At 59.1% G+C, this 23,152-nt stretch carries 26 protein-coding genes; 24 read left to right on the top strand and 2 right to left on the bottom strand.

The window, feature by feature from the left end; genetic code table 11:
* The first annotated feature begins 22 nt into the window (after positions 1–22).
* Positions 23–1,012 carry a signal peptide peptidase SppA gene (sppA, locus tag PSH69_RS22270; protein WP_305409847.1) on the top strand — a complete coding sequence of 330 codons (990 nt, stop codon included), beginning with the start codon at positions 23–25 and terminating at the stop codon, positions 1,010–1,012.
* A 59-nt stretch (positions 1,013–1,071) separates the two neighbouring features.
* Here the strand turns inward: sppA and PSH69_RS22265 are convergent, their stop codons facing one another.
* A complete protein-coding gene (locus tag PSH69_RS22265; RefSeq protein WP_305409846.1) occupies positions 1,072–1,650 on the bottom strand; it encodes a nucleoside triphosphate pyrophosphatase in 579 nt (192 codons plus the stop codon).
* A gap of 105 nt (positions 1,651–1,755) precedes the next feature.
* On the opposite strand from PSH69_RS22265, the gene PSH69_RS22260 reads away from it, so the two are divergent.
* The 17 genes from PSH69_RS22260 (at position 1,756) to PSH69_RS22180 (ending at position 15,527) form a co-directional block, all read left to right on the top strand.
* A complete protein-coding gene (locus tag PSH69_RS22260; RefSeq protein ID WP_007942001.1) occupies positions 1,756–2,283 on the top strand; it encodes a YceD family protein in 528 nt (175 codons plus the stop codon).
* A gap of 13 nt (positions 2,284–2,296) precedes the next feature.
* Positions 2,297–2,479: a 50S ribosomal protein L32 gene (gene rpmF / locus PSH69_RS22255; RefSeq protein WP_003179396.1), complete on the top strand. Its 183-nt coding sequence runs from the start codon at positions 2,297–2,299 to the stop codon at positions 2,477–2,479.
* Positions 2,480–2,482: 3 nt separating this feature from the next.
* Positions 2,483–3,493, top strand: a complete 1,011-nt coding sequence (gene plsX, locus PSH69_RS22250; RefSeq protein WP_305409845.1) for a phosphate acyltransferase PlsX — start codon at positions 2,483–2,485, stop codon at positions 3,491–3,493.
* Positions 3,494–3,618: 125 nt separating this feature from the next.
* Complete coding sequence (fabD, locus tag PSH69_RS22245; protein ID WP_026286430.1) at positions 3,619–4,557, top strand: ACP S-malonyltransferase; 939 nt, start codon at positions 3,619–3,621, stop codon at positions 4,555–4,557.
* Between the two features lie 16 nt (positions 4,558–4,573).
* A complete protein-coding gene (fabG, locus tag PSH69_RS22240; protein ID WP_007942004.1) occupies positions 4,574–5,317 on the top strand; it encodes a 3-oxoacyl-ACP reductase FabG in 744 nt (247 codons plus the stop codon).
* Between the two features lie 192 nt (positions 5,318–5,509).
* Positions 5,510–5,746: an acyl carrier protein gene (acpP, locus tag PSH69_RS22235; protein ID WP_003175607.1), complete on the top strand. Its 237-nt coding sequence runs from the start codon at positions 5,510–5,512 to the stop codon at positions 5,744–5,746.
* Between the two features lie 109 nt (positions 5,747–5,855).
* Complete coding sequence (gene fabF / locus PSH69_RS22230) at positions 5,856–7,100, top strand: beta-ketoacyl-ACP synthase II (RefSeq protein WP_007942005.1); 1,245 nt, start codon at positions 5,856–5,858, stop codon at positions 7,098–7,100.
* A complete protein-coding gene (gene pabC / locus PSH69_RS22225) occupies positions 7,100–7,915 on the top strand; it encodes an aminodeoxychorismate lyase (protein WP_305409844.1) in 816 nt (271 codons plus the stop codon). The genes fabF and pabC overlap by 1 nt, the downstream gene beginning before the upstream one ends.
* A gap of 3 nt (positions 7,916–7,918) precedes the next feature.
* Positions 7,919–9,109: an endolytic transglycosylase MltG gene (mltG, locus tag PSH69_RS22220; protein WP_305409843.1), complete on the top strand. Its 1,191-nt coding sequence runs from the start codon at positions 7,919–7,921 to the stop codon at positions 9,107–9,109.
* A 19-nt stretch (positions 9,110–9,128) separates the two neighbouring features.
* The gene (tmk, locus tag PSH69_RS22215; RefSeq protein ID WP_007942008.1) at positions 9,129–9,761 is read left to right on the top strand and encodes a dTMP kinase; all 633 of its coding nucleotides are present in this window, start codon (positions 9,129–9,131) and stop codon (positions 9,759–9,761) included.
* Positions 9,754–10,740: a DNA polymerase III subunit delta' gene (locus PSH69_RS22210; RefSeq protein WP_305409842.1), complete on the top strand. Its 987-nt coding sequence runs from the start codon at positions 9,754–9,756 to the stop codon at positions 10,738–10,740. The genes tmk and PSH69_RS22210 overlap by 8 nt, the downstream gene beginning before the upstream one ends.
* A gap of 32 nt (positions 10,741–10,772) precedes the next feature.
* On the top strand, positions 10,773–11,129 hold the full coding sequence (locus PSH69_RS22205) for a PilZ domain-containing protein (protein ID WP_018926214.1): 357 nt from the start codon (positions 10,773–10,775) through the stop codon (positions 11,127–11,129).
* Positions 11,130–11,143: 14 nt separating this feature from the next.
* Complete coding sequence (locus PSH69_RS22200) at positions 11,144–11,935, top strand: TatD family hydrolase (protein ID WP_305409841.1); 792 nt, start codon at positions 11,144–11,146, stop codon at positions 11,933–11,935.
* A gap of 383 nt (positions 11,936–12,318) precedes the next feature.
* Positions 12,319–12,957, top strand: a complete 639-nt coding sequence (locus PSH69_RS22195; protein ID WP_007942012.1) for a TetR/AcrR family transcriptional regulator — start codon at positions 12,319–12,321, stop codon at positions 12,955–12,957.
* A gap of 146 nt (positions 12,958–13,103) precedes the next feature.
* Positions 13,104–14,072: a GTP 3',8-cyclase MoaA gene (locus PSH69_RS22190; RefSeq protein ID WP_305409840.1), complete on the top strand. Its 969-nt coding sequence runs from the start codon at positions 13,104–13,106 to the stop codon at positions 14,070–14,072.
* Positions 14,073–14,344: 272 nt separating this feature from the next.
* Positions 14,345–14,950, top strand: coding sequence for a DUF4823 domain-containing protein (locus PSH69_RS22185; protein ID WP_019650440.1), 606 nt, complete (start codon positions 14,345–14,347; stop codon positions 14,948–14,950).
* Positions 14,951–14,966: 16 nt separating this feature from the next.
* Entirely contained in the window at positions 14,967–15,527 is a 561-nt protein-coding gene (locus PSH69_RS22180) for a DUF1285 domain-containing protein (protein ID WP_019582739.1), read from the top strand.
* 58 nt (positions 15,528–15,585) lie between these two features.
* Here the strand turns inward: PSH69_RS22180 and PSH69_RS22175 are convergent, their stop codons facing one another.
* Positions 15,586–16,458 carry a triacylglycerol lipase gene (locus PSH69_RS22175; RefSeq protein ID WP_305409839.1) on the bottom strand — a complete coding sequence of 291 codons (873 nt, stop codon included), beginning with the start codon at positions 16,456–16,458 and terminating at the stop codon, positions 15,586–15,588.
* Positions 16,459–16,699: 241 nt separating this feature from the next.
* Here PSH69_RS22175 and PSH69_RS22170 point away from each other — a divergent pair, with 241 nt between their 5' ends.
* The 6 genes from PSH69_RS22170 to araH all read left to right on the top strand — a co-directional run bounded on the left by PSH69_RS22170 (position 16,700) and on the right by araH (position 23,148).
* Positions 16,700–17,416, top strand: a complete 717-nt coding sequence (locus PSH69_RS22170; RefSeq protein WP_018926208.1) for a FadR/GntR family transcriptional regulator — start codon at positions 16,700–16,702, stop codon at positions 17,414–17,416.
* Between the two features lie 41 nt (positions 17,417–17,457).
* On the top strand, positions 17,458–18,333 hold the full coding sequence (locus PSH69_RS22165) for an SMP-30/gluconolactonase/LRE family protein (RefSeq protein WP_305409838.1): 876 nt from the start codon (positions 17,458–17,460) through the stop codon (positions 18,331–18,333).
* Positions 18,334–18,606: 273 nt separating this feature from the next.
* Positions 18,607–19,425, top strand: a complete 819-nt coding sequence (locus PSH69_RS22160; protein ID WP_018926206.1) for an SDR family oxidoreductase — start codon at positions 18,607–18,609, stop codon at positions 19,423–19,425.
* 130 nt (positions 19,426–19,555) lie between these two features.
* Positions 19,556–20,560 carry a substrate-binding domain-containing protein gene (locus PSH69_RS22155; RefSeq protein WP_305409837.1) on the top strand — a complete coding sequence of 335 codons (1,005 nt, stop codon included), beginning with the start codon at positions 19,556–19,558 and terminating at the stop codon, positions 20,558–20,560.
* Between the two features lie 65 nt (positions 20,561–20,625).
* Complete coding sequence (gene araG, locus PSH69_RS22150; protein WP_305409836.1) at positions 20,626–22,170, top strand: L-arabinose ABC transporter ATP-binding protein AraG; 1,545 nt, start codon at positions 20,626–20,628, stop codon at positions 22,168–22,170.
* Between the two features lie 9 nt (positions 22,171–22,179).
* Positions 22,180–23,148, top strand: a complete 969-nt coding sequence (gene araH / locus PSH69_RS22145; protein ID WP_305409835.1) for an L-arabinose ABC transporter permease AraH — start codon at positions 22,180–22,182, stop codon at positions 23,146–23,148.
* Positions 23,149–23,152: the final 4 nt, after the last annotated feature.

Genomic DNA, 23,152 nt, shown 5'->3' with positions numbered 1-23,152 from the left:
GTATTTTGCAGGGGTAAATGTCATGACCGACGAATGGAAAGCACCCGCCAAGGCGAGCGCAGAGAGCGGTGACGAAAAAAGCTGGAAGCTGCTGGAAAAGACCCTGCTGGCCAGTGTGCAGGAGCATCGCCGGTCCCGTCGCTGGGGGATTTTCTTCAAGCTGCTGACCTTTGCATATCTGTTGCTTGCGTTGTTCTTGTTCTCGCCGCTGATGGATATGGAAAAAAGCGCCACTCGCGGTTCCGGTTACACGGCGTTGATCGATATAACCGGCATGATCGCCGACAAAGAACCGGCGAGTGCAGATAATATCGTCAGCAGCCTGCGTAAAGCCTTCGAGGACAACAAGGTCAAGGGTGTGATCCTGCGGATCAACAGTCCGGGCGGCAGTCCGGTGCAGTCGGGTTATGTCTATGACGAGATCCGTCGTTTGCGCGGCTTGCATCCGGATACCAAGGTTTACGCGGTGATCTCGGATCTGGGGGCTTCCGGTGCCTATTACATTGCCAGTGCGGCAGATCAGATCTATGCCGACAAGGCGAGCCTGGTGGGTTCCATTGGTGTGACCGCGGCCGGTTACGGTTTTGTCGGCACCATGGAAAAGTTGGGTGTCGAGCGTCGTACCTACACCTCTGGCGAGCACAAATCATTCCTCGATCCGTTCCAGCCGCAGAAGCCTGAAGAAACTCAGTTCTGGCAGGGTGTGCTCGACACCACTCATCAGCAGTTCATCAGTAGCGTCAAGAAGGGGCGTGGCGATCGTCTTAAGGACAAAGATCATCCGGAGCTGTTCTCTGGACTGGTCTGGTCCGGTGAGCAGGCGCTGCCGCTGGGCTTGATTGATGGTCTGGGCAGTGCCAGTTCGGTGGCGCGTGACGTGATTGGCGAGAAAGAGCTGGTGGACTTCACTATCGAGGAGTCGCCGTTTGATCGCTTCTCGAAAAAGCTCGGTGCCAGCGTGGCTGAGCATTTGGCGATGTGGATGGGCTTCCAGGGGCCAGCGTTGCGCTGATCGTTGGTTGCATAAGAAACCGGCCTGCGTGGCCGGTTTTTTGTGCGCGCGCAGTCGGTTCAGGGTATTTGCACGCCTTCAGCCAGCAACATGTCAACCAGGCGAATCAGTGGCAGGCCGATCAGGCTGGTGGCGTCAGGGCCTTCGGTGCTTTGAAACAGGCTCACACCCAATCCTTCAGCCTTGAAGCTGCCAGCGCAGTCGTAGGGCTGTTCGGCGTGCAGGTAGCGTTCGATGCGTGCTGCGTCGAGTGCGCGCATGTGCACGGTAAACGGCACACAGTCGACCTGGCAGTGGCCGGTCTGGCTGTTGAGCAATGCCAGACCGGTGAGGAATGTCACGCTGGCACCGCTCGATGCCAGCAGTTGTTCGCGGGCCTTTTCGAAGCTGTGTGGCTTGCCGATAATCCGCTGGCCAAGTACCGCGACCTGGTCCGACCCGATGATCAGGTGGGCGGGATGGCTGGCGGTAAGTGCCCGGGCTTTTTCTTCGGCGAGGCGCTTCACCAGTTCTATGGCTGACTCGCCCGGGCGATGGCTTTCGTCGATATCCGGCGAGCTGCAAGTAAACGGCAACTGCAGGCGGGCCAACAATTCCCGGCGATAAACCGAGCTTGAAGCGAGTAATAAAGGCAGCATGCGCATCTCCAAAGGGCAAGGGGCGAATTCTAGCGCAGGCTCAAGTGACGGGCAGGGCTGAATTTCCTTTGACATGGCTGGGGGCATCCCTATAATGCTGCGCCTATGTTGAATGACCCGATTCCACCTCACGTTGACCCGCGCAAATTGGCTGACCGTGGCACCACCCTTCAAGGTGAAATGCTGCTGGCCGATTTGGAGAGACTCTGCGACCCGCTTTCCGACAATGTCGGTACGGTGCAGGCTAAATTCGTTTTTGAACGAGATGAACGTAAGTCTGTGGTAATCCACAGTTTTATCGACACCGAAGTCAAAATGGTTTGCCAGCGTTGTCTTGAGCTGGTCACCCTGCCGATCCATAGCGAATGCAGTTATGCTGTGGTGAAGGAGGGTGCGAATACCCAGTCGTTGCCGAAAGGTTATGACGTGCTGGAACTGGGCGAAGATCCATTGGATCTGCAGTCACTGATCGAGGAGGAGCTTCTGCTCGCCTTGCCCATTGTGCCTGCTCATCATCCGGAAGAATGCCAGCAGCCGGCGGGAGCAGATGAGCCCGAACCGAGCGAGGACGAGGTAACGCGGTCCAACCCGTTCAGTGTATTGGCGCAGTTAAAGCGTGACCCAAACGTTTAGGAGTTAATCAATTATGGCTGTTCAGCAGAACAAAAAATCCCGCTCTGCCCGTGACATGCGTCGTTCGCACGATGCTCTCGAGGCTAGCACCCTGTCTGTAGAAAAAACCACCGGTGAAGTTCACCTGCGTCACCACGTATCGCCAGAAGGCGTATACCGTGGCCGTAAAGTGATCGACAAGGGCGCTGACGAGTAATCCTTGTCCGCTCAAGTCATCGCGATTGACGCAATGGGCGGGGACTTCGGTCCCCGCAGCATTGTTCAGGCCAGCCTTGCTTGTCTGTCAGCTACGCCCTCGCTGCACCTGACCCTTGTCGGTCAACCCTCCCTACTTGAAGAATTGATCGCTGGCCAATCGGCTGTGGATCGCTCGCGCCTGTCGATTGTGCCGGCGTCCGAAGTCATCACCATGGACGAAAAACCTGCCCAGGCCCTGCGCGGCAAGCCTGATTCGTCGATGCGCGTGGCGCTGGAGTTGTTGCGTGATGGCAAGGTCCAGGCGTGCGTCAGTGCCGGCAATACCGGTGCGCTGATGGCGTTGTCGCGGTTTGTGCTCAAAACCTTGCCGGGGATCGATCGGCCGGCCATGGTCGCCGCCATTCCGACCGAGAAAGGTTTCTGCCAGTTGCTCGATCTGGGCGCCAATGTCGATTGCAGTGCCGAGCATCTGTTGCAGTTTGCGGTGATGGGGTCTGTGGCGGCGCAAGCCCTGGGCGTCGTTCGCCCACGGGTCGCGTTGCTGAATATCGGCACCGAAGACATCAAGGGCAATCAGCAAGTCAAGCTGGCGGCGACCCTGCTGCAAAATGCGCGTGGCCTGAACTATATCGGGTTTGTCGAGGGCGACGGTTTGTACCGTGGCGAGGCGGATGTGGTGGTGTGTGACGGCTTTGTCGGTAACATCCTGCTCAAGTCCAGCGAAGGCCTGGCGACCATGATCGCCGGGCGCATCGAGGCCCAGTTCAAGAAAAATTTCGCGTCGAAACTGGTGGGTGCACTGGCGCTGCCGCTGATGAAACGCTTGCAGGCCGAGCTGGCGCCGGCGCGCCATAACGGCGCAAGTTTCCTCGGTTTGCAGGGAATTGTCGTGAAAAGTCATGGTTCGGCGGGGGTTCAGGGCTTCCAGAGTGCGATTCAGCGCGCCTTGGTCGAGATCCAGGAAAACTTGCCGGAACGTCTTCATGGGCGCCTGGAAGATTTGTTGCCTTAGGCGTTTTCGTCAGACAATGCTTAAATGTGACCGCTCAGTTCAATGAGCCATCCAACTGTCAGTTTCTTGCGTTCCCCTGGCGGGACGTCAATTCTCCGACGACAAGATCATTAGGGGCTTGTTACATGTCTGCTTCCCTCGCATTCGTCTTTCCAGGACAGGGTTCGCAGTCCCTCGGCATGCTGGCCGAGTTGGGCGCGCAACACCCGGTGGTCCTTGAAACATTCAAAGAAGCTTCCGATGCTCTGGGTTACGACCTGTGGGCGCTGACCCAGCAAGGGCCGGAAGAACTACTCAATCAAACCGATAAAACCCAACCGGCCATTCTGACCGCCTCGATCGCCTTGTGGCGTCTGTGGCTGGCTGAAGGCGGCGCGCGTCCGGCTTACGTTGCCGGCCACAGCCTGGGTGAATACAGCGCCCTGGTGGCTGCGGGCAGCCTGAGCCTGGGCGCCGCGGTGAAGCTGGTAGAGCGTCGCGGTCAATTGATGCAGGAAGCCGTTCCGGCCGGGCAGGGCGGCATGGCCGCTATCCTCGGTCTGGACGATGCTGACGTGCTGGCAGCCTGCGCCGAAGCGGCGCAAGGTGAAGTGGTCAGCGCAGTCAACTTCAACTCGCCGGGCCAGGTAGTGATTGCCGGCGCCAAGGCTGCGGTCGAACGCGCCATCGAAGGCTGCAAGGCGCGTGGTGCCAAGCGCGCCATGCCGTTGCCGGTCAGCGTGCCGTCCCACTGCGAGTTGATGCGTCCGGCCGCCGAGCGATTCGCCGAGTCGATCGCGGCGATCGATTGGCAGGCGCCGCAGATTCCGGTAGTGCAGAACGTCAGTGCCGACGTGCCAGCCGATCTGGAAACCCTCAAGCGCGATCTGCTTGAGCAGCTTTACAAGCCTGTGCGCTGGGTCGAATCGGTCCAGGCACTGGCTGCCAAGGGTGCAACCCAACTGGTCGAGTGCGGTCCGGGCAAGGTCCTGGCCGGTCTGAACAAACGTTGCGCTGAAGGCGTGTCGACCTCTAACCTCAATACCCCAGATGCTTTCGCTGCCGCCCGTGCAGCGCTGGTCTGATCAAGGAGAAGCTTGCATGAGTCTGCAAGGTAAAGTTGCACTGGTCACCGGTGCCAGCCGTGGTATCGGCCAGGCTATCGCTCTGGAGCTGGGTCGTCAGGGTGCCATCGTTGTTGGTACTGCGACCTCCGCATCGGGTGCCGAGCGTATCGCCGCCACTCTGAAAGAAAACGGTATTCAGGGCACTGGCCTGGAACTCAATGTCACCAGCGACGAGTCCGTAGCGGCCGTGCTGGCGAGCATTCAGGAGCAGTTCGGTGCGCCGGCGATCCTGGTCAATAATGCCGGTATCACCCGCGATAACCTGATGATGCGCATGAAAGATGACGAATGGCATGACGTTGTCGACACCAACTTGAACAGTCTGTTCCGCCTGTCCAAGGGCGTTTTGCGCGGTATGACCAAAGCCCGTTGGGGACGAATTATCAGTATTGGCTCGGTTGTGGGTGCCATGGGCAACGCAGGCCAAGTAAACTACGCAGCCGCCAAGGCCGGTCTGGAAGGTTTCAGCCGTGCGCTGGCGCGTGAAGTCGGTTCGCGTTCGATTACGGTAAACTCGGTGGCCCCAGGGTTCATCGACACCGATATGACCCGCGAACTGCCCGAGGCGCAGCGTGAAGCCTTGCAGACGCAAATTCCGCTGGGTCGTCTGGGGCAAGCTCAAGAGATCGCGTCTGTGGTCGCTTTTCTTGCGTCCGACGGTGCGGCTTACGTTACTGGGGCTACAATCCCGGTGAACGGCGGGATGTACATGAGTTAAATGTGACGGATTGCTTCAAAAAAATGTCATACGAGCTGTCTAAAATCCGTTATAAAGCTGCAATCTATTTTATCGGCAGAGGGCCGCAGGGTTTGAGGAGTGAAGCTTTCAGTTGAAAAACTGAAAAGTCTTTCTATACACTTACCCACTGGCCAGCTGCCTGAATTTGTCCATTAGGAGTGAAAACAAGGTATGAGCACCATCGAAGAGCGCGTCAAGAAAATCGTTGCTGAGCAACTGGGCGTTAAAGAAGAAGAAGTGGTCAACACCGCTTCCTTCGTTGAAGACCTGGGTGCCGACTCCCTTGACACCGTTGAGCTGGTGATGGCTCTGGAAGAGGAATTCGAGACCGAAATCCCTGACGAAGAAGCTGAAAAGATCACTACTGTACAAGCAGCAATCGACTACGTTACCAGCCATCAGGCGTAATAGTTTTTAGTCGTCGCTCGCTGTCATGGAAAAACCGCACTGCCATCATGGCGTGCGGTTTTTTCTTTAGGCCTTGTGCGAAGTCGTCATTTGAAAAAAGGAGAGTGCTGTGTCGCGTAGACGCGTCGTAGTCACCGGTATGGGTATGTTGTCGCCACTGGGCACGGATGTGCCGAGCAGCTGGCAGGGCATTCTGGCTGGCCGCAGTGGCATTGGTCTGATCGAACACACCGACCTTTCTGCCTATTCCACCCGCTTTGGCGGTTCGGTAAAGGGCTTCAATGTCGAGGAATACTTGTCGGTCAAGGAAGCCCGTAAACTCGACCTGTTCATTCAATACGGTCTGGCAGCAGGTTTTCAAGCCGTGCGTAACGCAGGTCTTGAGGTTACCGACGCCAATCGCGAGCGTATCGGCGTGGCCATGGGGTCGGGTATTGGTGGTCTGACCAATATCGAAGACACCAGCCGCACACTGCATGATTCCGGCCCACGGCGGATTTCTCCGTTTTTCGTGCCTGGCTCGATCATCAATATGATTTCCGGTTTCCTGTCCATTCACTTGGGTGCACAGGGACCTAACTACGCCATCGCCACGGCGTGTACCACCGGTACGCACTGCATTGGCATGGCGGCACGTAACATCATGTACGACGAAGCCGACGTAATGATCGCCGGTGGCGCCGAGATGGCTGCATGTGGTCTGGGCATGGGCGGCTTTGGTGCCTCCCGCGCACTGTCGACCCGCAACGACGAGCCGACCCGTGCCAGCCGTCCATGGGACAAGGGTCGTGATGGCTTCGTGCTGTCCGACGGTGCCGGCGCACTGGTTCTCGAAGAGCTGGAGCACGCCAAGGCCCGTGGCGCGACCATTTACGCCGAGTTGATCGGTTTCGGCACCAGTGGCGATGCCTACCACATGACCTCGCCACCGGCCGATGGCGCGGGTGCTGCGCGTTGCATCACCAATGCCTTGCGCGATGCGAAGATCAATGGCGATCAGGTGCAGTACATCAATGCCCATGGCACCTCGACCTCGGCTGGCGACCTCGCCGAAGCCTGTGCGATCAAATCGGTGTTCGGCGATCACGCCTACAAACTGGCCGTCAGTTCGACCAAGTCCATGACCGGTCACCTGCTGGGTGCCGCAGGGGCGGTCGAGGCGATTTTCAGCGTACTGGCAATCAACAGTCAGGTAGCCCCGCCGACCATCAACCTCGATGAGCCGGACGAAGGCTGCGACCTTGACTTCGTTCCCCACACCGCGCGCGGCATGGATATCGACGTGGTGCTGTCCAACTCCTTCGGATTTGGCGGTACCAATGGCTCGCTGGTGTTCCGCCGGTTCGCTGACTGATGGACAGCTGGGTCGACGGTCAACCGGCTGACGCTTTGTCGCTGAAAGATCGCGGCCTGGCTTACGGCGATGGTCTGTTCGAGACCATCGCCGTCAAGGGCGGGCAGCCGTTGTTGCTGGAACGACATTTGTCGCGTCTGGCCGAAGGCTGTTCGCGCCTGGCGATTGCCGCCGATCATGAGCTGATCCGCGCTGAGCTGCTGGCCTATGCCGCCGCACTGGGCGAGGGCGTGCTCAAACTCATCCTCACCCGCGGCGACAGCCTGCGCGGTTACGCCCCCGATCCTTCGGCCCGGGCCCGGCGCATTCTGCAAGGCAATCCTCCCGCTGCCTATCCGGCTGTGCATGCGAAGCAGGGTGTGCGCCTGTTCCCTTGTACAACACGGCTTTCCAAGCAGCCATTGCTTGCCGGCCTCAAGCACCTGAATCGTCTGGAGCAGGTTATCGCCCGTTCCGAATGGCAGGACACCGAGCATGCCGAAGGCTTGATGCTGGATCAGGTCGGGAGGGTGATCGAAGGTGTGTTCAGTAATCTGTTCCTGGTGCGCGATGGCGTGCTGGTGACCGCCGATCTCAAACGTTGTGGCGTGGCAGGCGTAATGCGTGCCGAATTATTGTTTCAAGCCGAGTCATTGGGGATCCCCACACAAATCACCGACATTACCCTCGAACAGCTGCAATGGGCTGATGAGGTCTTTGTCTGCAACAGCGTTTATGGCGTTTGGCCGGTGCGCGCCTATGCCGCACTGAGCTGGCCGGTTGGGCCGCTCACCCGTAAACTCCAAACCATTGCCCGTGCGCTACTGGATGCTTGATTCGTGAGACGTAAATTATTGCTGCTGCTGGAAACCGGACTGGTTCTGGCGGGGCTGTTGGCGGGCGCTTGCGCCTGGAAAATCCATTCGGCGCTGGAACAGCCGCTGAACATCGCCCAGGAAAAACTCTTGGAAGTGCCCAAAGGCACTACGCCGAACCGCACTTTCATTCGACTTGAAGCCGATGGCGTCATCAAGGACGCTTTCTGGCTGCGTGTGTACTGGCGCTTCAACCTGGCGGGCCAACCGCTGCACAGCGGCGAATACCGCATGGTTCCCGGCATGACAGTCGAAGGGCTGATCGACCTGTGGAAGCGCGGGGAAATGGTTCAGTACAGCTTGACGCTGGTCGAAGGCTGGAATTTCCATCAGGTCCGCGCCGCCCTGGCCAAGGATGAAAAGCTCGAACAGACCCTCAATGGTTTGAGTGACAGTCAGGTGATGGACAAGCTCGGGCACGGCGGGATTTTCCCGGAAGGGCGCTTCTTCCCCGACACGTACCGTTTCGTGCGTGGCATGACTGACGTCGATCTGCTCAAGAAAGCTTACGACCGCCTTGACGAAGTCCTCGCCATGGAATGGAGTCAGCGTGCTGCCGACGTGCCCTACACCGAACCCTATCAGGCGCTGATCATGGCCTCGCTGGTGGAAAAGGAAACCGGTGTGCCGCAGGAACGCGGGCAAATCGCCGGCGTGTTCGTGCGGCGCATGGAGATGGGCATGTTGCTGCAGACCGATCCGACGGTGATCTACGGCTTGGGCGATCGCTATAACGGCAAATTGACCCGCGCCCATCTCAAGGAGCCGACGCCGTATAACACTTACCTGATCGCTGGCTTGCCGCCGACACCGATCGCGATGGTCGGCCGCGAGGCGATCCATGCGGCGTTGAATCCGGCGGACGGCAACAGCCTGTATTTTGTTGCTCGCGGTGATGGCAGCCACGTGTTCTCCGATGATCTGGACGCCCATAACAATGCGGTGCGGGAGTTCCAGCTCAATCGCCGTGCCGATTACCGTTCCAGCCCGGCACCGACTACCGCGCCGCAGGCGGAGGATGCCCAGGCGCCGATTCCGGCGGCTTCACCCGATACGGCGGCCGAAGATGTGCCACAAGTTGCGCCGCATGACTCTGCACAAGAGCCAGCGCCAGCGCCCAAACCGGATGCGCCCACGCCGCAAAGCCCGCAATGACTCTGATTAAGGACTGCCTGTGACTGGCTTGTTTATTACCCTGGAAGGCCCGGAAGGCGCCGGCAAGAGCACCAATCGCGAATACCTGGCCGAGCGTCTGCGCGCCGCCGGGATCGAGGTGGTGTTGACCCGGGAGCCGGGCGGCACGCCCCTGGCCGAGCGGATCCGCGACGTGCTGTTGGCGCCGGTCGATGAGGTCATGAACCCTGACACCGAGCTGCTGTTGGTGTTCGCTGCGCGAGCCCAGCACCTGGCCGAGGTGATCCGCCCGGCGCTGGCCCGTGGCGCGGTGGTTCTGTGTGATCGTTTTACCGATTCGACCTATGCCTACCAGGGCGGTGGTCGCGGTTTGTCGCTGGAGCGCATCGCGACCCTCGAAACGTTCGTCCAGGGTGATCTGCGCCCGGACTTGACGCTGATCTTCGATCTGCCGGTGGAAGTGGGACTGGCCCGCGCCAGCGCCCGCGGTCGCCTGGACCGTTTCGAACTTGAAGGCCGTACGTTCTTCGATGCCGTGCGCAGTGCCTTCCTCGAGCGCGCCAAAGCGGATCCTGCGCGTTATGTCCTGGTGGATGCCGCTCAACCGCTAGCGCAGGTTCAGCAGTCTCTGGATGCCTTGCTGCCACGTCTGCTGGAGTTGACCCGTGGCTGAAGCCTATCCGTGGCAGGACAGTCTCTGGCAGCAATTGGCCGGTCGTGCCCAGCACGCCCATGCCTATCTGCTGCATGGCCCGGCCGGGATCGGCAAGCGGGCGCTGGCCGAGCGTTTGATGGCCAGTTTGTTGTGCCAGCGCCCGACCGCCCAAGGCGCCTGCGGCGAGTGCAAATCCTGCCTGCTGCTCAAGGCCGGTAGTCATCCCGACAATTACATCCTGGAACCGGAAGAGGCGGACAAGGCGATCAAGGTCGATCAGGTGCGTGATCTGGTCAGCTTCGTGGTGCAGACCGCGCAGTTGGGCGGTCGCAAAGTGGTGCTGATCGAGCCGGTCGAGTCGATGAACATCAACGCCGCCAACGCCTTGCTCAAAAGCCTTGAAGAGCCGTCCGGCGACACCGTATTGCTGCTGGTCAGCCACCAGACCAGTCGTCTGCTGCCGACCATCAAGAGCCGTTGCGTACAGCAGGCCTGTCCTTTGCCGAGCGAAGCCATGAGTCTGGCGTGGCTGGCCAAGACGTTGCCGGACTGCTCGGAAGACGAGCGCATTGAACTGCTGACCCTTGCTGCCGGTTCGCCATTGGCCGCGGTCAAATTGCAGGCCCAGGGCGTGCGCGAGCAGCGGGCGCTGGTGGTCGAGGGTGTGAAGAAGTTGCTCAAGCAGCAGCAATCGCCGACGCAACTGGCCGAGGAATGGAAAACCATTCCCATGTTGCTGCTGTTCGACTGGTTCTGCGACTGGTCGAGCCTGATCCTGCGTTATCAGTTGACTCAGGATGAAGCGGGGCTGGGGCTGGCGGACATGCGCAAGGTCATTCAATACCTGGCGCAGAAAGCCGCTCAGGATAAAGTCCTGAATATTCAGGACTGGATTCTCGCCCAGCGGCAGAAAGTGATGAGCAAGGCCAACCTCAATCCGGCGCTGTTGCTGGAGGCGCTGTTGGTGCAATGGGTATCCTTGCCTGCCCAGAGGTGACTAGACTCTGATCATCAGAAATGGAGGTCAGCATGAATGAACCCATCAGTCCTGGGCCGCGCAATGGCATTTTGTCCTTGACCATCAAGGACAGGTCCGTGCTCTACGCAGCCTATATGCCCTTCATCAAGAACGGTGGCCTGTTTATCCCGACCAACAAGAGTTACAAGTTGGGCGATGAGGTCTTCATGCTGCTGCACCTGATGGACGAACCGGAAAAGATCCCGGTCGCCGGCAGGGTCACCTGGATTACCCCCAAAGGTGCCCAGGGCAACCGCGCCGCTGGAGTCGGCGTGCAATTCAACGAAGGCGATAACACCGCGCGCAGTCGAATCGAAACTCATCTGGCCGGAGCCCTGAAGTCCGACCGTCCCACTCATACGATGTAAGTTGCAGCCCTTTTATGCTTGTAGATTCCCATTGCCACCTTGATCGCCTCGATCTCACCGCCCACAACGGCTCCCTGGATGCCGCGCTCGACGCGGCTCGTCAGAGGGGAGTAGGGCACTTTCTGTGCATTGGCGTCAGCGCCGATAACGCCGCCGACGTCAAGGCGTTGTCCGAACGTTACGACGACGTCGATTGTTCGGTCGGCGTGCATCCGCTGGACGTGCAGCCGGGTGCCGCTCCGGCGCTGGATTGGCTGTTGCGCGAACTCAATCATCCGCGGGTGGTGGCGATCGGGGAAACCGGCCTGGATTACCACTACGAACCGGAAGCGGCAGAGTTGCAGCAGGAGTCGTTCCGCCTGCACCTGCAAGCGGCGCAACAGACCGGAAAACCGGTAATCATCCACACCCGTGGCGCCCGGGCCGACACCCTTGAACTGCTGCGTGAGGCGGCGCTGCCTCAAGCAGGCGTTCTGCATTGCTTCACCGAAGACTGGGAGATGGCCAAGGCCGCGCTGGATATGGGTTATTACATTTCCTTGTCCGGTATTGTCACTTTTCGCAATGCCGATGCCTTGCGCGATGTGGCCAGCAAAGTGCCGGCCGACCGCTTGCTGGTGGAAACCGATTCGCCGTACCTGGCGCCGATCCCGTATCGCGGCAAACCGAACCTGCCGCAGTACGTGCGTGAGGTAGCGGAATTTCTGGCAATGTTGCGAGGCGAGCCCTACGAGCGATTTGCCGAGCAGACTACCGAGAATTTCAAGCGGTTATTTCCGTTGGCGCACGTCAGGGCATCGGCGTAACGTTGGAAAAGGTCGCAACCTGTGGCGGGCTTTGCCCTTAAATTGCAGGCAAAAAAAACCCGGGTTCTGGGGGGTGAATCCGGGTTAAGACCATTAGGAGTAAAACAAAGGCACGCAATCCTTTGGTACCTTCATCGGCGCGACACTTGGGGGAGATGCCTCGCCGACAGTTGAAGTATTGATCAGTATCGCGCCGAGTCCAGTTTGGTTGGTCGGGTTTTTAAACAAATTTGGAATACGTGCGCTTCGGTTGAGTTCTCATCAACCGGCGAGGTCGCGTGAATTCATCAAGAAACACATATATGGTCGGATGATCCGTGCATTTTTGCGCAAGTTAGGCATAATACGCGGCTTCGAATTTTGACCCCTACAGACCTTTTCTTATGCATAAAGAACCTCGTAAGGTCCGTGAGTTTCGTCGCCGCGAGCAAGAAATTCTCGATACCGCGCTCAAGCTGTTCCTCGAACAAGGTGAAGACAGTGTCACCGTCGAGATGATTGCTGATGCCGTAGGTATCGGCAAAGGCACGATCTACAAGCACTTCAAATCCAAGGCGGAGATCTACCTGCGCCTGATGCTCGACTACGAGCGTGATTTGAACGAGCTGTTGCATTCCGCCGATGTCGATAAGGACAAGGAAGCCCTGTCCCGCGCCTACTTCGAATTCCGCATGCGCGATCCGCAACGCTATCGGTTGTTCGATCGCCTGGAAGAAAAGGTGGTCAAGGGCAACCAGGTACCGGAGATGGTCGAGGAACTGCACAAAATCCGCGCCTCGAACTTCGAACGCCTGACCCTGCTGATCAAGGGCCGGATCAGCGAAGGCAAGCTCGAAGACGTGCCGCCTTACTTCCATTACTGCGCAGCCTGGGCGCTGGTGCATGGCGCCGTGGCGCTGTATCACTCGCCGTTCTGGAGCAATGTGCTGGAAGATCAGGAAGGTTTCTTCCAGTTCCTGATGGACATCGGCGTGCGCATGGGCAACAAGCGCAAGCGCGATACCGACACTCCGAGCAGCTGAGCCATCCAGTTGTCTAATTGCGCCATGAGCCATGATTTAGCTACGTGGCGCAGTACCGCAGGAATATACTCAGGCATAGGGCTTGCTAAAACTTGATTTGTGAGTCAAGTTTTGCGCGTTCGAATCTTCTTTCGCCGGAGTGATCCATGATCGTTGACCGTCAAGGCAGGCGTTTTCGCAATTTGCGGATCAGTCTGACCTCCGCCTGCAACTACGCCTGTACCTACTGCGTGCCCAACGGCAAACGGCTGGTGGCTGCGCAGGATGAGTTGTCGGCCGAGGCGATGGCACGCGGCGTGGCCTATCTGATCGAAGCAGCCGGCATCGAGCGCCTGCGCATTACCGGTGGCGAGCCACTGGTCAGCCCCAAACTCGAAGCCTTCATGACCGCCGTCGGGCAGATGGGCCTGGAGGACATCAGCCTGACCACCAATGGCCAGTTGCTGGCGAAGAAGCTGCCGCTGCTGGTGGACGCCGGCATTCGGCGCATCAACGTTTCCCTCGACACCCTGGACGCCGGTGCCTTCCGCAGCATTGCCCGCGGCGGCGATCTGGCGACCGTGCTCGGCGGCATGGCCCAGGCCGCGGCAGCCGGCATGAAGATCAAGGTCAATATGGTGCCCCTGCGTGGGCAAAACCTCGATCAGGTGATGCCACTGCTCGATTACTGCCTGGAACGCGGCTACGAGCTGCGCTTCATCGAGTTGATGCGCATGGGCCACCTGGCCAGTGATTCCAACGCCTTCCTGCAACAGTTCGTCAGCCTTCAGCAATTGCTGGGCCTGATCGGCGAACACTACGAATACCTGCAGGCCGACGCGCCGGTCGATGCCACGGCGGTGCGCTACGAGATTCCGGGGCAGGGCCACTTCGGCGTGATCGCCAACGAAAGCGTGCCGTTCTGCCGCACCTGCTCGCGGTTGCGCTTGTCGTCCACTGGCTGGCTGCATGGTTGCCTGTCATCGAGCAATCGCCACTATGTCGGCGATCTGCTGGACAAACCTCGTCACCAGGCACTGCCGGCGTTGCAGCGACTGCTGGTGAAGGCTCTGGGGGACAAGCAGGAAGTGGCGTTCTCCGGTGGCGCAACCATCATGAAAATCATCGGCGGCTGATCGCGATCTGTAGCAGCTGTCGAGCCCCAGCGAGGCTGCGTCCGGCTGCGCAGCAGTCGTGAATCCGGCTAGCGTGGTTTGCCTGACGTACCGCGGCTTCTGATTTTACGACTGCTTTGCAGCCGGACGCAGCCTCGCTGGGGCTCGACAGCTGCTACAGCCGAACGCAGCCTTCGGCAGCTGCTACAAAGATGATCCTGGCATGAGCTGGCGCGGAAGCTGCATCCCTCGGCCATTCGCCGGTTTTCCGTCACCGGCTTCTGGAGGGAAGGATGCGTAGCCTGGTTTTGCTGCTGGCCGTTTTGGCGCTTGGCGGCTGCATGAATGTCAGCGATATGGCCGAAGGAACTCGCTACCACATGAGCGACGCGGGGCTGCTGGACCACAGCGACAGCCGTCGCGTGAATAACATCCGCATTCAGCCAGATTCGTTCATCTACATCGCCCAGGGCGCCTTCGCGCCACCGGGCACTGCTTATCCGCGACCTAACGTGGTGGCCGAAGAAGCCTTCAACGGCTTTATCGAATATTTCCCGATGGTCCGCCGTGCCCGCGCGCCGGAAGGTCTCGATGCCGCCATGGGCGAAGCCCGTGCCGCCGGTGCTCACTACCTGCTCTATACACGTTTTGCCAAGGCCGACGACCGCATCGGCAACACGGACGAATTGATCGACCAGGAACGCTCGGATCGCCTCGGGATCGACAGTGGCGTCATTCAGATCATGTTGATCGAGACCAGCACCCAGTATTTGATCGATACTGCACGTATCAAGAGTCGTGGCGGTTTACTGACGTTCCACGATAACAAGCCAGAAGATCTGCTGGGCCCGCCGCTGGAGCAATACGCTCGTAGCCTGCTGGGGATCAGCGACCAGTAATTCAAAGGAGAACGCCATGAGTGGCCCGCAAAAAGCCAATGACCTGTTGGGACAAATCCCCAAAACCAAAGGCTTGCCACCGGTCCACTTGTGGAACCCCGACTTCTGTGGCGACATCGACATGCGCATCGCCCGCGACGGCACCTGGTATTACCTCGGCACGCCGATCGGGCGCAAGCCGATGGTCAAGCTGTTCTCCACCATCATTCGCCGCGATGGCGATGATTACTTTCTGATTACTCCAGTCGAAAAGGTCGGCATCAAGGTCGACGACGCACCGTTCGTGGCGATAGCCGTGGAAGTCGAAGGCGAGGGTGAGGCTCAGGTCTTGCGCTTTACCACCAACGTCGATGAAACCACCGACGCCGGTGTCGAGCACCCAATGCGCGTGGTGATTGACCCGGTCACTCAGGAACCCGCCCCGTACGTGCATGTGCGCAGCAACCTTGAAGCGCTGATTCACCGCAATGTGTTCTACCAATTGGTAGAGCTGGCCGTGAGCCGTGAGATTGACGGGCAGAGTTGGCTCGGTGTCTGGAGCGGTGGCGAGTTTTTCCCGATCGGACTTGAGCCGTAAGCGCTGAACCCGAGAAACGAAACGGCCCGTTATTGCAACGGGCCGTTTTTTTATGGGCTTACAAACCCTTGCTCTTCAGCCGGGCGGCATGTTCAAGGTAGAGCATCACCGGGCTCACGTTCCAACTGTTGATCCCGGCCATCTGGTTGACTGCATCAAAGTGGTCCATGGGGTAATCCGAGCGGATCACTTTGCCCAAATGAGAGCTGTAGCGGCCGACCAGCCCATCATTGGCGTGCTTCTCTTTATAAAATAACTGCGACAGCACTTTACAGTTCAAATGGGTCGGGTCGAGGAGTTGCAGGCTTTGAAAGTTCTGCACGATCCCGCTCCAGGAGTAGTAATACACGCCGTTCTCGACTTCGTTGCCTTCCCCGCCCCAAACCTTTGGCAGCCCTTGCGGGTACTTGCGATTGAAGGCGGCCAGGCCTGCGCTGGTCAGCGATTCGAACGCCGCTTGAGGGTCGACGGGGTTTTCCGGATGGCCACTGATCAACGAAATGAAGGTGCCGACTGCGCCTAACAGGGCTAATACAAAGGCTTCGGGTAATTCTCCGGGTGTCAGTGCCTTGTGCAGTTGGTCGGCAATCTCGGAGCCGTGGTTAGGGCAACTGACCGAGGTGACCGACGCAACCTTTTCCGGGTACAGGGCTGCGACGTAGCGTGCGGCCAGCGGACCTTGGCTATGGCCGATCAGATTGACCTTGGCGGCGCCCGTTTCCCGCAAGATGCGGTCGACGTGTTCGAGGAGTTTTTCGCCGCGTTCCTCATTGCCGTTGACGGTTGGAATATTCACGGCAAACACCTGGGCACCAGCGCGTTCCAGGGCTTCCTCGATTTCGAAGAAGTACGGATAACCGGCGATTCGGTCGAAGCCGAAAAGACCGTGAACCAACACAATGGGGTATTTCGTAGACGCATCCATGTCCATATTCATACCTGGCGATAGCGGATTTTAGTGAAACAGCCTGATCTGTTGCGGGCTAACCGTAGTTTACAAAGTGGGTGGGTTCAAAGCGCCGGGGGAGTAATCGGACGAACAGTCATACCTGTGTTGGCAAGGACTCCAGAAAAATCCAATTGACACTCAATCATATGATGATTAGCGTGGGCATCCATCGCAAATGGCTTTTTTGTCGTTTCGTTTTTGTCACCGGGGTGGCGAGGTAACCATGTCCAGCAGTTTTCACGCGTCGACGGTTGATTGGCTGGGGTGCTGGATTGCCGCTGGCCAGGTGAAGCCCGGTCAAACCATCAAGGTTGAAGCCGACTTGGGCGAGCAGCTTGGGGTCAGCCGTACGGTCATCCGCGAAGCGATCAAAACCCTGGTCGCCAAAGGCATGCTCGAAGTCGGGCCGAAGGTCGGCACGCGGGTGTTGCCGGTACGGCGCTGGAACCTCTTCGATCCACAAGTCGTCGGCTGGCTGTCGCGCAGCGGTTTGCCGGAAAACTTCGTCGACGACTTGCTTGACTTGCGTCGTACCATCGAACCGATGGCGGTGCGTTGGGCCTGCGAGCGCGCGACGGTGGAACAAGTGCAAGCCGTGCTTCAGGCCTACAACGCGCTGGAACGAGCCGTAGACAGCGGCATCGATTACAACCGCGCCGACCAGTTCTTCCACGAGTGCATCCTCGCCGCCAGCCACAATCAATTCATCGAACAAATGGTCCCGGCTCTCGGCGCGCTGCTGGCGGTGTCGTTCGAAGTGTCTGCCGCCGACCCGGACGAACTGCGCCGAACCTTGCCGATTCACAAAGACATGGCCGACGCCATCGCTGCTCGGGATGCCGCGCGGGGTGTGTGGGCCTGCATGACCCTGATCGATAACGCCGACCTGGCGATCAAACGGTTTTACCCCCAAGTCATGGCCGACAAGAAGGCAAGCTGACCAGGTTCGCTCCCACATAAAAGCAATAAAAAGGAGGTTTCATGACGTGGACTGCGGTTACCGAGCACCGTGCGCGACTCGGTGAAGGCCCGTTCTGGGATGCACCGACCCAAGCGCTGTACTGGGTCGATATCGCCGGCCAACAGGCGCTGCGATTGATCGGCGCCAATGTGGAAATCTGGCAAATGCCGGAACATGTGTCCGCATTCATCCCCTGCGAAAGTGGCGATGCCCTGGTGACATTGAGCAGTGGGGTTTATCGACTGGACCTGAACTCTCCCGGCCTGGAACCTCGGCTGACCTTGCTCTGTGTGGCCGATCCGCAACCCGGCAATCGCGCCAACGAAGCCCGTTGTGATGCCTTGGGCCGGCTCTGGCTGGGCACCATGCAAAACAACATTGGCGAGCAGGGCGAAGACTTGCCCATCGTGCGCCGCTCCGGTGGCCTGTTTCGCATCGACCGCGATGCTCGGGTCACGCCGCTGCTTCGAGGGCTCGGCATCCCCAACACATTGCTATGGAGCGACGACGGCACGACCCTGTATTTCGCCGACAGCCTCGACGGCACGTTGTACCAACATTTCATCCATACCGACGGCAACCTCGACACCGCCTGCGTCTGGTTTGGCCCCCACGAACGGGGTGGCCCCGACGGCTCGGCGATGGATGCCGAGGGCTATATCTGGAACGCCCGCTGGGACGGCAGTTGCCTGCTCAGGCTGACCCCGGACGGTCATGTCGATCGGGTAATCGAACTGCCTGTCAGTCGCCCCACCAGTTGCGTGTTTGGTGGCGAAGACTTCAAAACCTTGTACATCACCAGTGCTGCGAGCCCGCTCAACCATCCGTTGGATGGTGCTTTGTTGGCGGTTCGAGTCGATGTGCCCGGAAAGCCCTGTCAGAGGTTTGCAGGTTAAATCCCAAAATATGGGATGTGAAATTATATATTGAGATTTGTTGGTGGCCGGGTTTATAGTCGGCCCCATCAGTTACACGCACTCACACTTAAAAAAACAAAACAGGTGAAGTGATGCAGCGATATTCCACCGTCCTCCCTTGGGGTGACAGTGCTTCAGGCCGCCCCGGCGCCCGGGCGTTTGCACGCCTGTCTGCCTATTCCAAAAAGCCTTTTGACCGGACATCGACAGATGTCCGGTTTTCGTCGTGCCCTCGAACAGGAGTGTTGATCCATGGCTGAACCCCTTTCCTTGCCACCGGTGCCCGAACCGCCGAAGGGTGAGCGCCTGAAAAACAAGGTCGTGCTGTTGACCGGCGCCGCTCAGGGGATCGGCGAAGCGATTGTCGCGACCTTTGCGTCCCAGCAAGCCAAGCTGGTCATCAGCGATATCCAGGCCGAGAAAGTCGAAAAAGTCGCGGCGCATTGGCGTGAACAAGGCGCGGATGTCGTGGCGATCAAGGCCGACGTATCGCGCCAGCAAGACCTGCACGCCATGGCCAAGTTGGCCATTGAGCTTCACGGTCGCATCGACGTGCTGGTCAACTGCGCCGGGGTCAACGTGTTCCGTGATCCGCTGCAAATGACCGAGGACGACTGGCATCGTTGCTTCGCCATCGACCTGGACGGCGCCTGGTATGGCTGCAAAGCCGTGCTGCCGCAGATGATCGAGCAGGGCATCGGCAGCATCATCAACATCGCCTCGACCCATTCCACTCACATCATTCCCGGCTGCTTCCCGTACCCGGTGGCCAAGCATGGCCTGCTCGGGCTGACCCGCGCCTTGGGCATCGAATACGCACCCAAGGGCATTCGCGTCAACGCCATCGCGCCGGGCTATATCGAAACCCAACTGAACGTCGATTACTGGAACGGTTTTGCCGACCCCCATGCCGAACGTCAACGGGCCTTCGACTTGCATCCACCGCGCCGCATCGGTCAGCCAATCGAAGTGGCGATGACCGCCGTGTTCCTGGCCAGCGATGAGGCGCCATTCATCAACGCTTCGTGCATCACCATCGATGGTGGTCGTTCGGTCATGTACCACGACTGAATGACTTGTGTTTCAGGCGCAAAACTACGCCTGAAATACAATCATCATACGATATGACTATTGGCTACATGCTTCGACCGCTGTATTGGCTTTCAACTAACGCTCAAAAAAAATAACAAGGAGTCAGCTTATGAAACGTCGTCGTGGGATCCGTTCCCTGTGCTGTGCCGCTTTGGCGGTCACCGCGGTCAGCCTGAGCAGTACGTTGCTGGCGGCCGAGGAAGTGAAGATCGGTTTTCTGGTCAAGCAGGCCGAAGAGCCCTGGTTCCAGACCGAGTGGGCCTTCGCTGAAAAGGCCGCCAAGGACAAGGGCTTCACCGTCATCAAGATCGCTGTGCCTGATGGCGAGAAAACCCTTTCGGCCATCGACAGCCTGGCGGCGAACGGCGCCAAGGGCTTCGTGATCTGCCCGCCGGACGTCTCCCTGGGCCCTGCGATCATGGCCAAGGCCAAGCTCAACGGTTTGAAAGTGATCGCTGTCGATGACCGTTTCGTCGATGCCGGCGGCAAGTTCATGGAAGACGTGCCGTACCTCGGCATGGCAGCTTTCGAAGTTGGCCAGAAGCAGGGCGCCGCCATGGCCGCCGAAGCGAAAAAACGCGGCTGGGACTGGAAACAAACCTATGCGGTGATCAACACCTTCAACGAACTCGATACCGGCAAGAAACGCACCGACGGTTCGGTTAAAGCCCTGGAAGACGCCGGGATGCCGAAAGACCACATTCTGTTCTCGGCCCTGAAAACCCTCGACGTACCTGGCAGCATGGACGCCACCAACTCGGCGCTGGTGAAGCTCCCGAGCGGGGCGAAAAACCTGATCATCGGCGGGATGAACGACAACACCGTGCTGGGCGGCGTGCGCGCCACCGAAAGCGCCGGTTTTGCCGCCACCAACGTAATCGGTATCGGCATCAACGGCACCGATGCCATCGGCGAACTGAAGAAAGCCAACAGCGGCTTCTTCGGCTCGATGCTGCCGAGCCCGCACATCGAGGGCTACAACACCGCCAGCATGATGCACGAGTGGGTCACCACCGGCAAAGAACCGCCGAAATACACCGCCATGGACGACGTGACGCTGATCACGCGCGACAACTTCAAGCAGGAACTGGAAAAGATCGGCCTGTGGAATTGAGGGTCGGTTGATTTCATTGGCGGCCCCGGCGACGGGGCCGCCTGATCGGTGTGATGAGGTGGGTTATGCACGCACACGTACAAACAGATGAACAGCGCATTGGCGGCAGCCTGCGCTTCAACGGGATCGGCAAAACCTTTCCCGGGGTGAAGGCGCTGGACGGCATCAGCTTCGTCGCGCATCCGGGGCAGGTTCACGCCTTGATGGGCGAGAACGGCGCCGGTAAATCCACGCTGTTGAAAATCCTCGGCGGTGCTTATACGCCGAGCAGCGGCGACCTGCGGATCGGCGAGCAGACGAGGGTCTTCAAATCCACTGCCGACAGCATTGGCAGCGGGGTCGCGGTGATCCATCAGGAGCTGCACCTGGTGCCGGAAATGACCGTGGCCGAGAACCTGTTTCTCGGGCATCTGCCGGCAAGTTTCGGCCTGATCAATCGCAGCGTTTTGCGCCACCAGGCACTGGCCTGCCTCAAAGGCCTGGCCGATGAAATCGATCCGCAAGAGAAAGTCGGACGCTTGTCCCTCGGTCAGCGGCAATTGGTGGAAATCGCCAAGGCGCTGTCCCGTGGCGCGCATGTGATTGCGTTCGACGAACCCACCAGCAGCCTGTCGGCGCGGGAAATCGATCGCTTGATGGCAATCATCGGGCGCCTGCGGGACGAAGGCAAAGTGGTGCTCTACGTCTCCCATCGCATGGAAGAGGTCTTCCGCATCTGCAACGCGGTAACGGTGTTCAAGGACGGTCGCTTCGTGCGCACCTTCGAGGACATGAGCGCGCTGACCCATGACCAGTTGGTGACGTGCATGGTCGGTCGCGACATTCAGGATATCTACGATTATCGCAGCCGCCCGCGCGGCGCGGTGGCGCTCAAGGTTGACGGTTTACTGGGGCCGGGTTTGCGTGAACCGGTGAGTTTCGAGGTGCACAAGGGCGAGATTCTGGGTCTGTTCGGCTTGGTTGGCGCGGGCCGCACCGAGCTGTTTCGCATGCTCAGCGGACTTACCCGCAACACGGCCGGACGCCTGGAGTTACGTGGACATGAATTGAAATTGCGTTCACCGCGCGATGCCATTGCGGCGGGGATTCTGCTGTGCCCCGAGGACCGCAAGAAGGAGGGCATCCTGCCGCTGGCCAGTGTCGCCGAGAACATCAACATCAGTGCTCGTGGTGCTCATTCCACCTTCGGTTGCCTGTTGCGCGGGCTGTGGGAAAAGGGCAACGCCGACAAGCAGATCAAGGCGCTAAAGGTGAAGACGCCTAACGCGGCGCAGAAAATCATGTACCTGTCCGGCGGCAATCAGCAGAAGGCGATCCTTGGTCGCTGGCTGTCGATGCCGATGAAAGTCCTGCTGCTCGATGAGCCCACCCGGGGCATCGACATCGGCGCCAAAGCCGAGATCTACCAGATCATTCATAACCTGGCCGCCAGCGGCATCGCGGTGATTGTGGTGTCCAGCGACCTGATGGAAGTCATGGGCATTTCCGACCGTATCCTGGTGCTCTGCGAAGGCACGATGCGCGGCGAACTGACCCGCGAACACGCCAATGAATCCAACCTGCTGCAACTGGCTTTGCCACGCCAACGCGCTGCCGACGTGGCGAACTGAGAGGTGACTATGACCATCCAAAACAACGCTCTGCCAACCCCGCGCAAACCGCTGGACCTGCGACGCTTTCTCGATGACTGGGTAATGCTGCTGGCGGCCGTCGGGATCTTCGTGCTCTGCACCTTGCTGATCGACAACTTCCTGTCGCCGCTGAACATGCGCGGTCTGGGCCTGGCGATTTCCACCACCGGGATTGCCGCCTGCACCATGTTGTATTGCCTGGCATCCGGGCATTTCGACTTGTCGGTGGGCTCGGTGATTGCCTGCGCCGGCGTGGTCGCGGCGGTGGTGATGCGCGACACCAACAGCGTGTTCCTCGGCGTCAGTGCGGCGCTGGTGATGGGGCTGATTGTCGGGCTGATCAACGGGATCGTGATCGCCAAGCTGCGGGTCAATGCGTTGATTACCACGCTGGCGACCATGCAGATCGTTCGTGGTCTGGCTTACATTTTCGCCAACGGCAAAGCGGTCGGTGTGTCGCTGGAATCGTTTTTCGTCTTCGGTAATGGCCAATTGTTCGGCGTACCGGTGCCGATTCTGATCACCATCGTTTGCTTCCTGTTTTTCGGCTGGCTGTTGAATTACACCACCTACGGGCGCAACACCATGGCCATCGGTGGCAACCAGGAAGCGGCCTTGCTGGCTGGGGTCAACGTTGACCGGACCAAGATCATCATCTTCGCCGTGCACGGGGTGATTGGTGCATTGGCCGGGGTGATTCTGGCGTCGCGCATGACCTCGGGGCAGCCGATGATTGGCCAGGGTTTCGAGCTGACAGTGATCTCGGCTTGCGTGTTGGGCGGGGTGTCGCTGAGTGGCGGGATCGGGATGATTCGGCATGTGATCGCCGGGGTGCTGATTCTGGCGATCATCGAGAATGCGATGAACCTGAAGAACATCGATACGTTCTACCAGTACGTGATTCGCGGTTCGATCCTGTTGCTGGCGGTTGTGATCGACCGACTGAAACAACGCTGATTTT

The organism is Pseudomonas sp. FP1740, from assembly GCF_030687165.1.
GTDB lineage: Bacteria > Pseudomonadota > Gammaproteobacteria > Pseudomonadales > Pseudomonadaceae > Aquipseudomonas.
The sequence above is the reverse complement of the archived record's forward strand: the minus strand, read 5'-3'. Positions and strand labels throughout refer to the sequence as shown.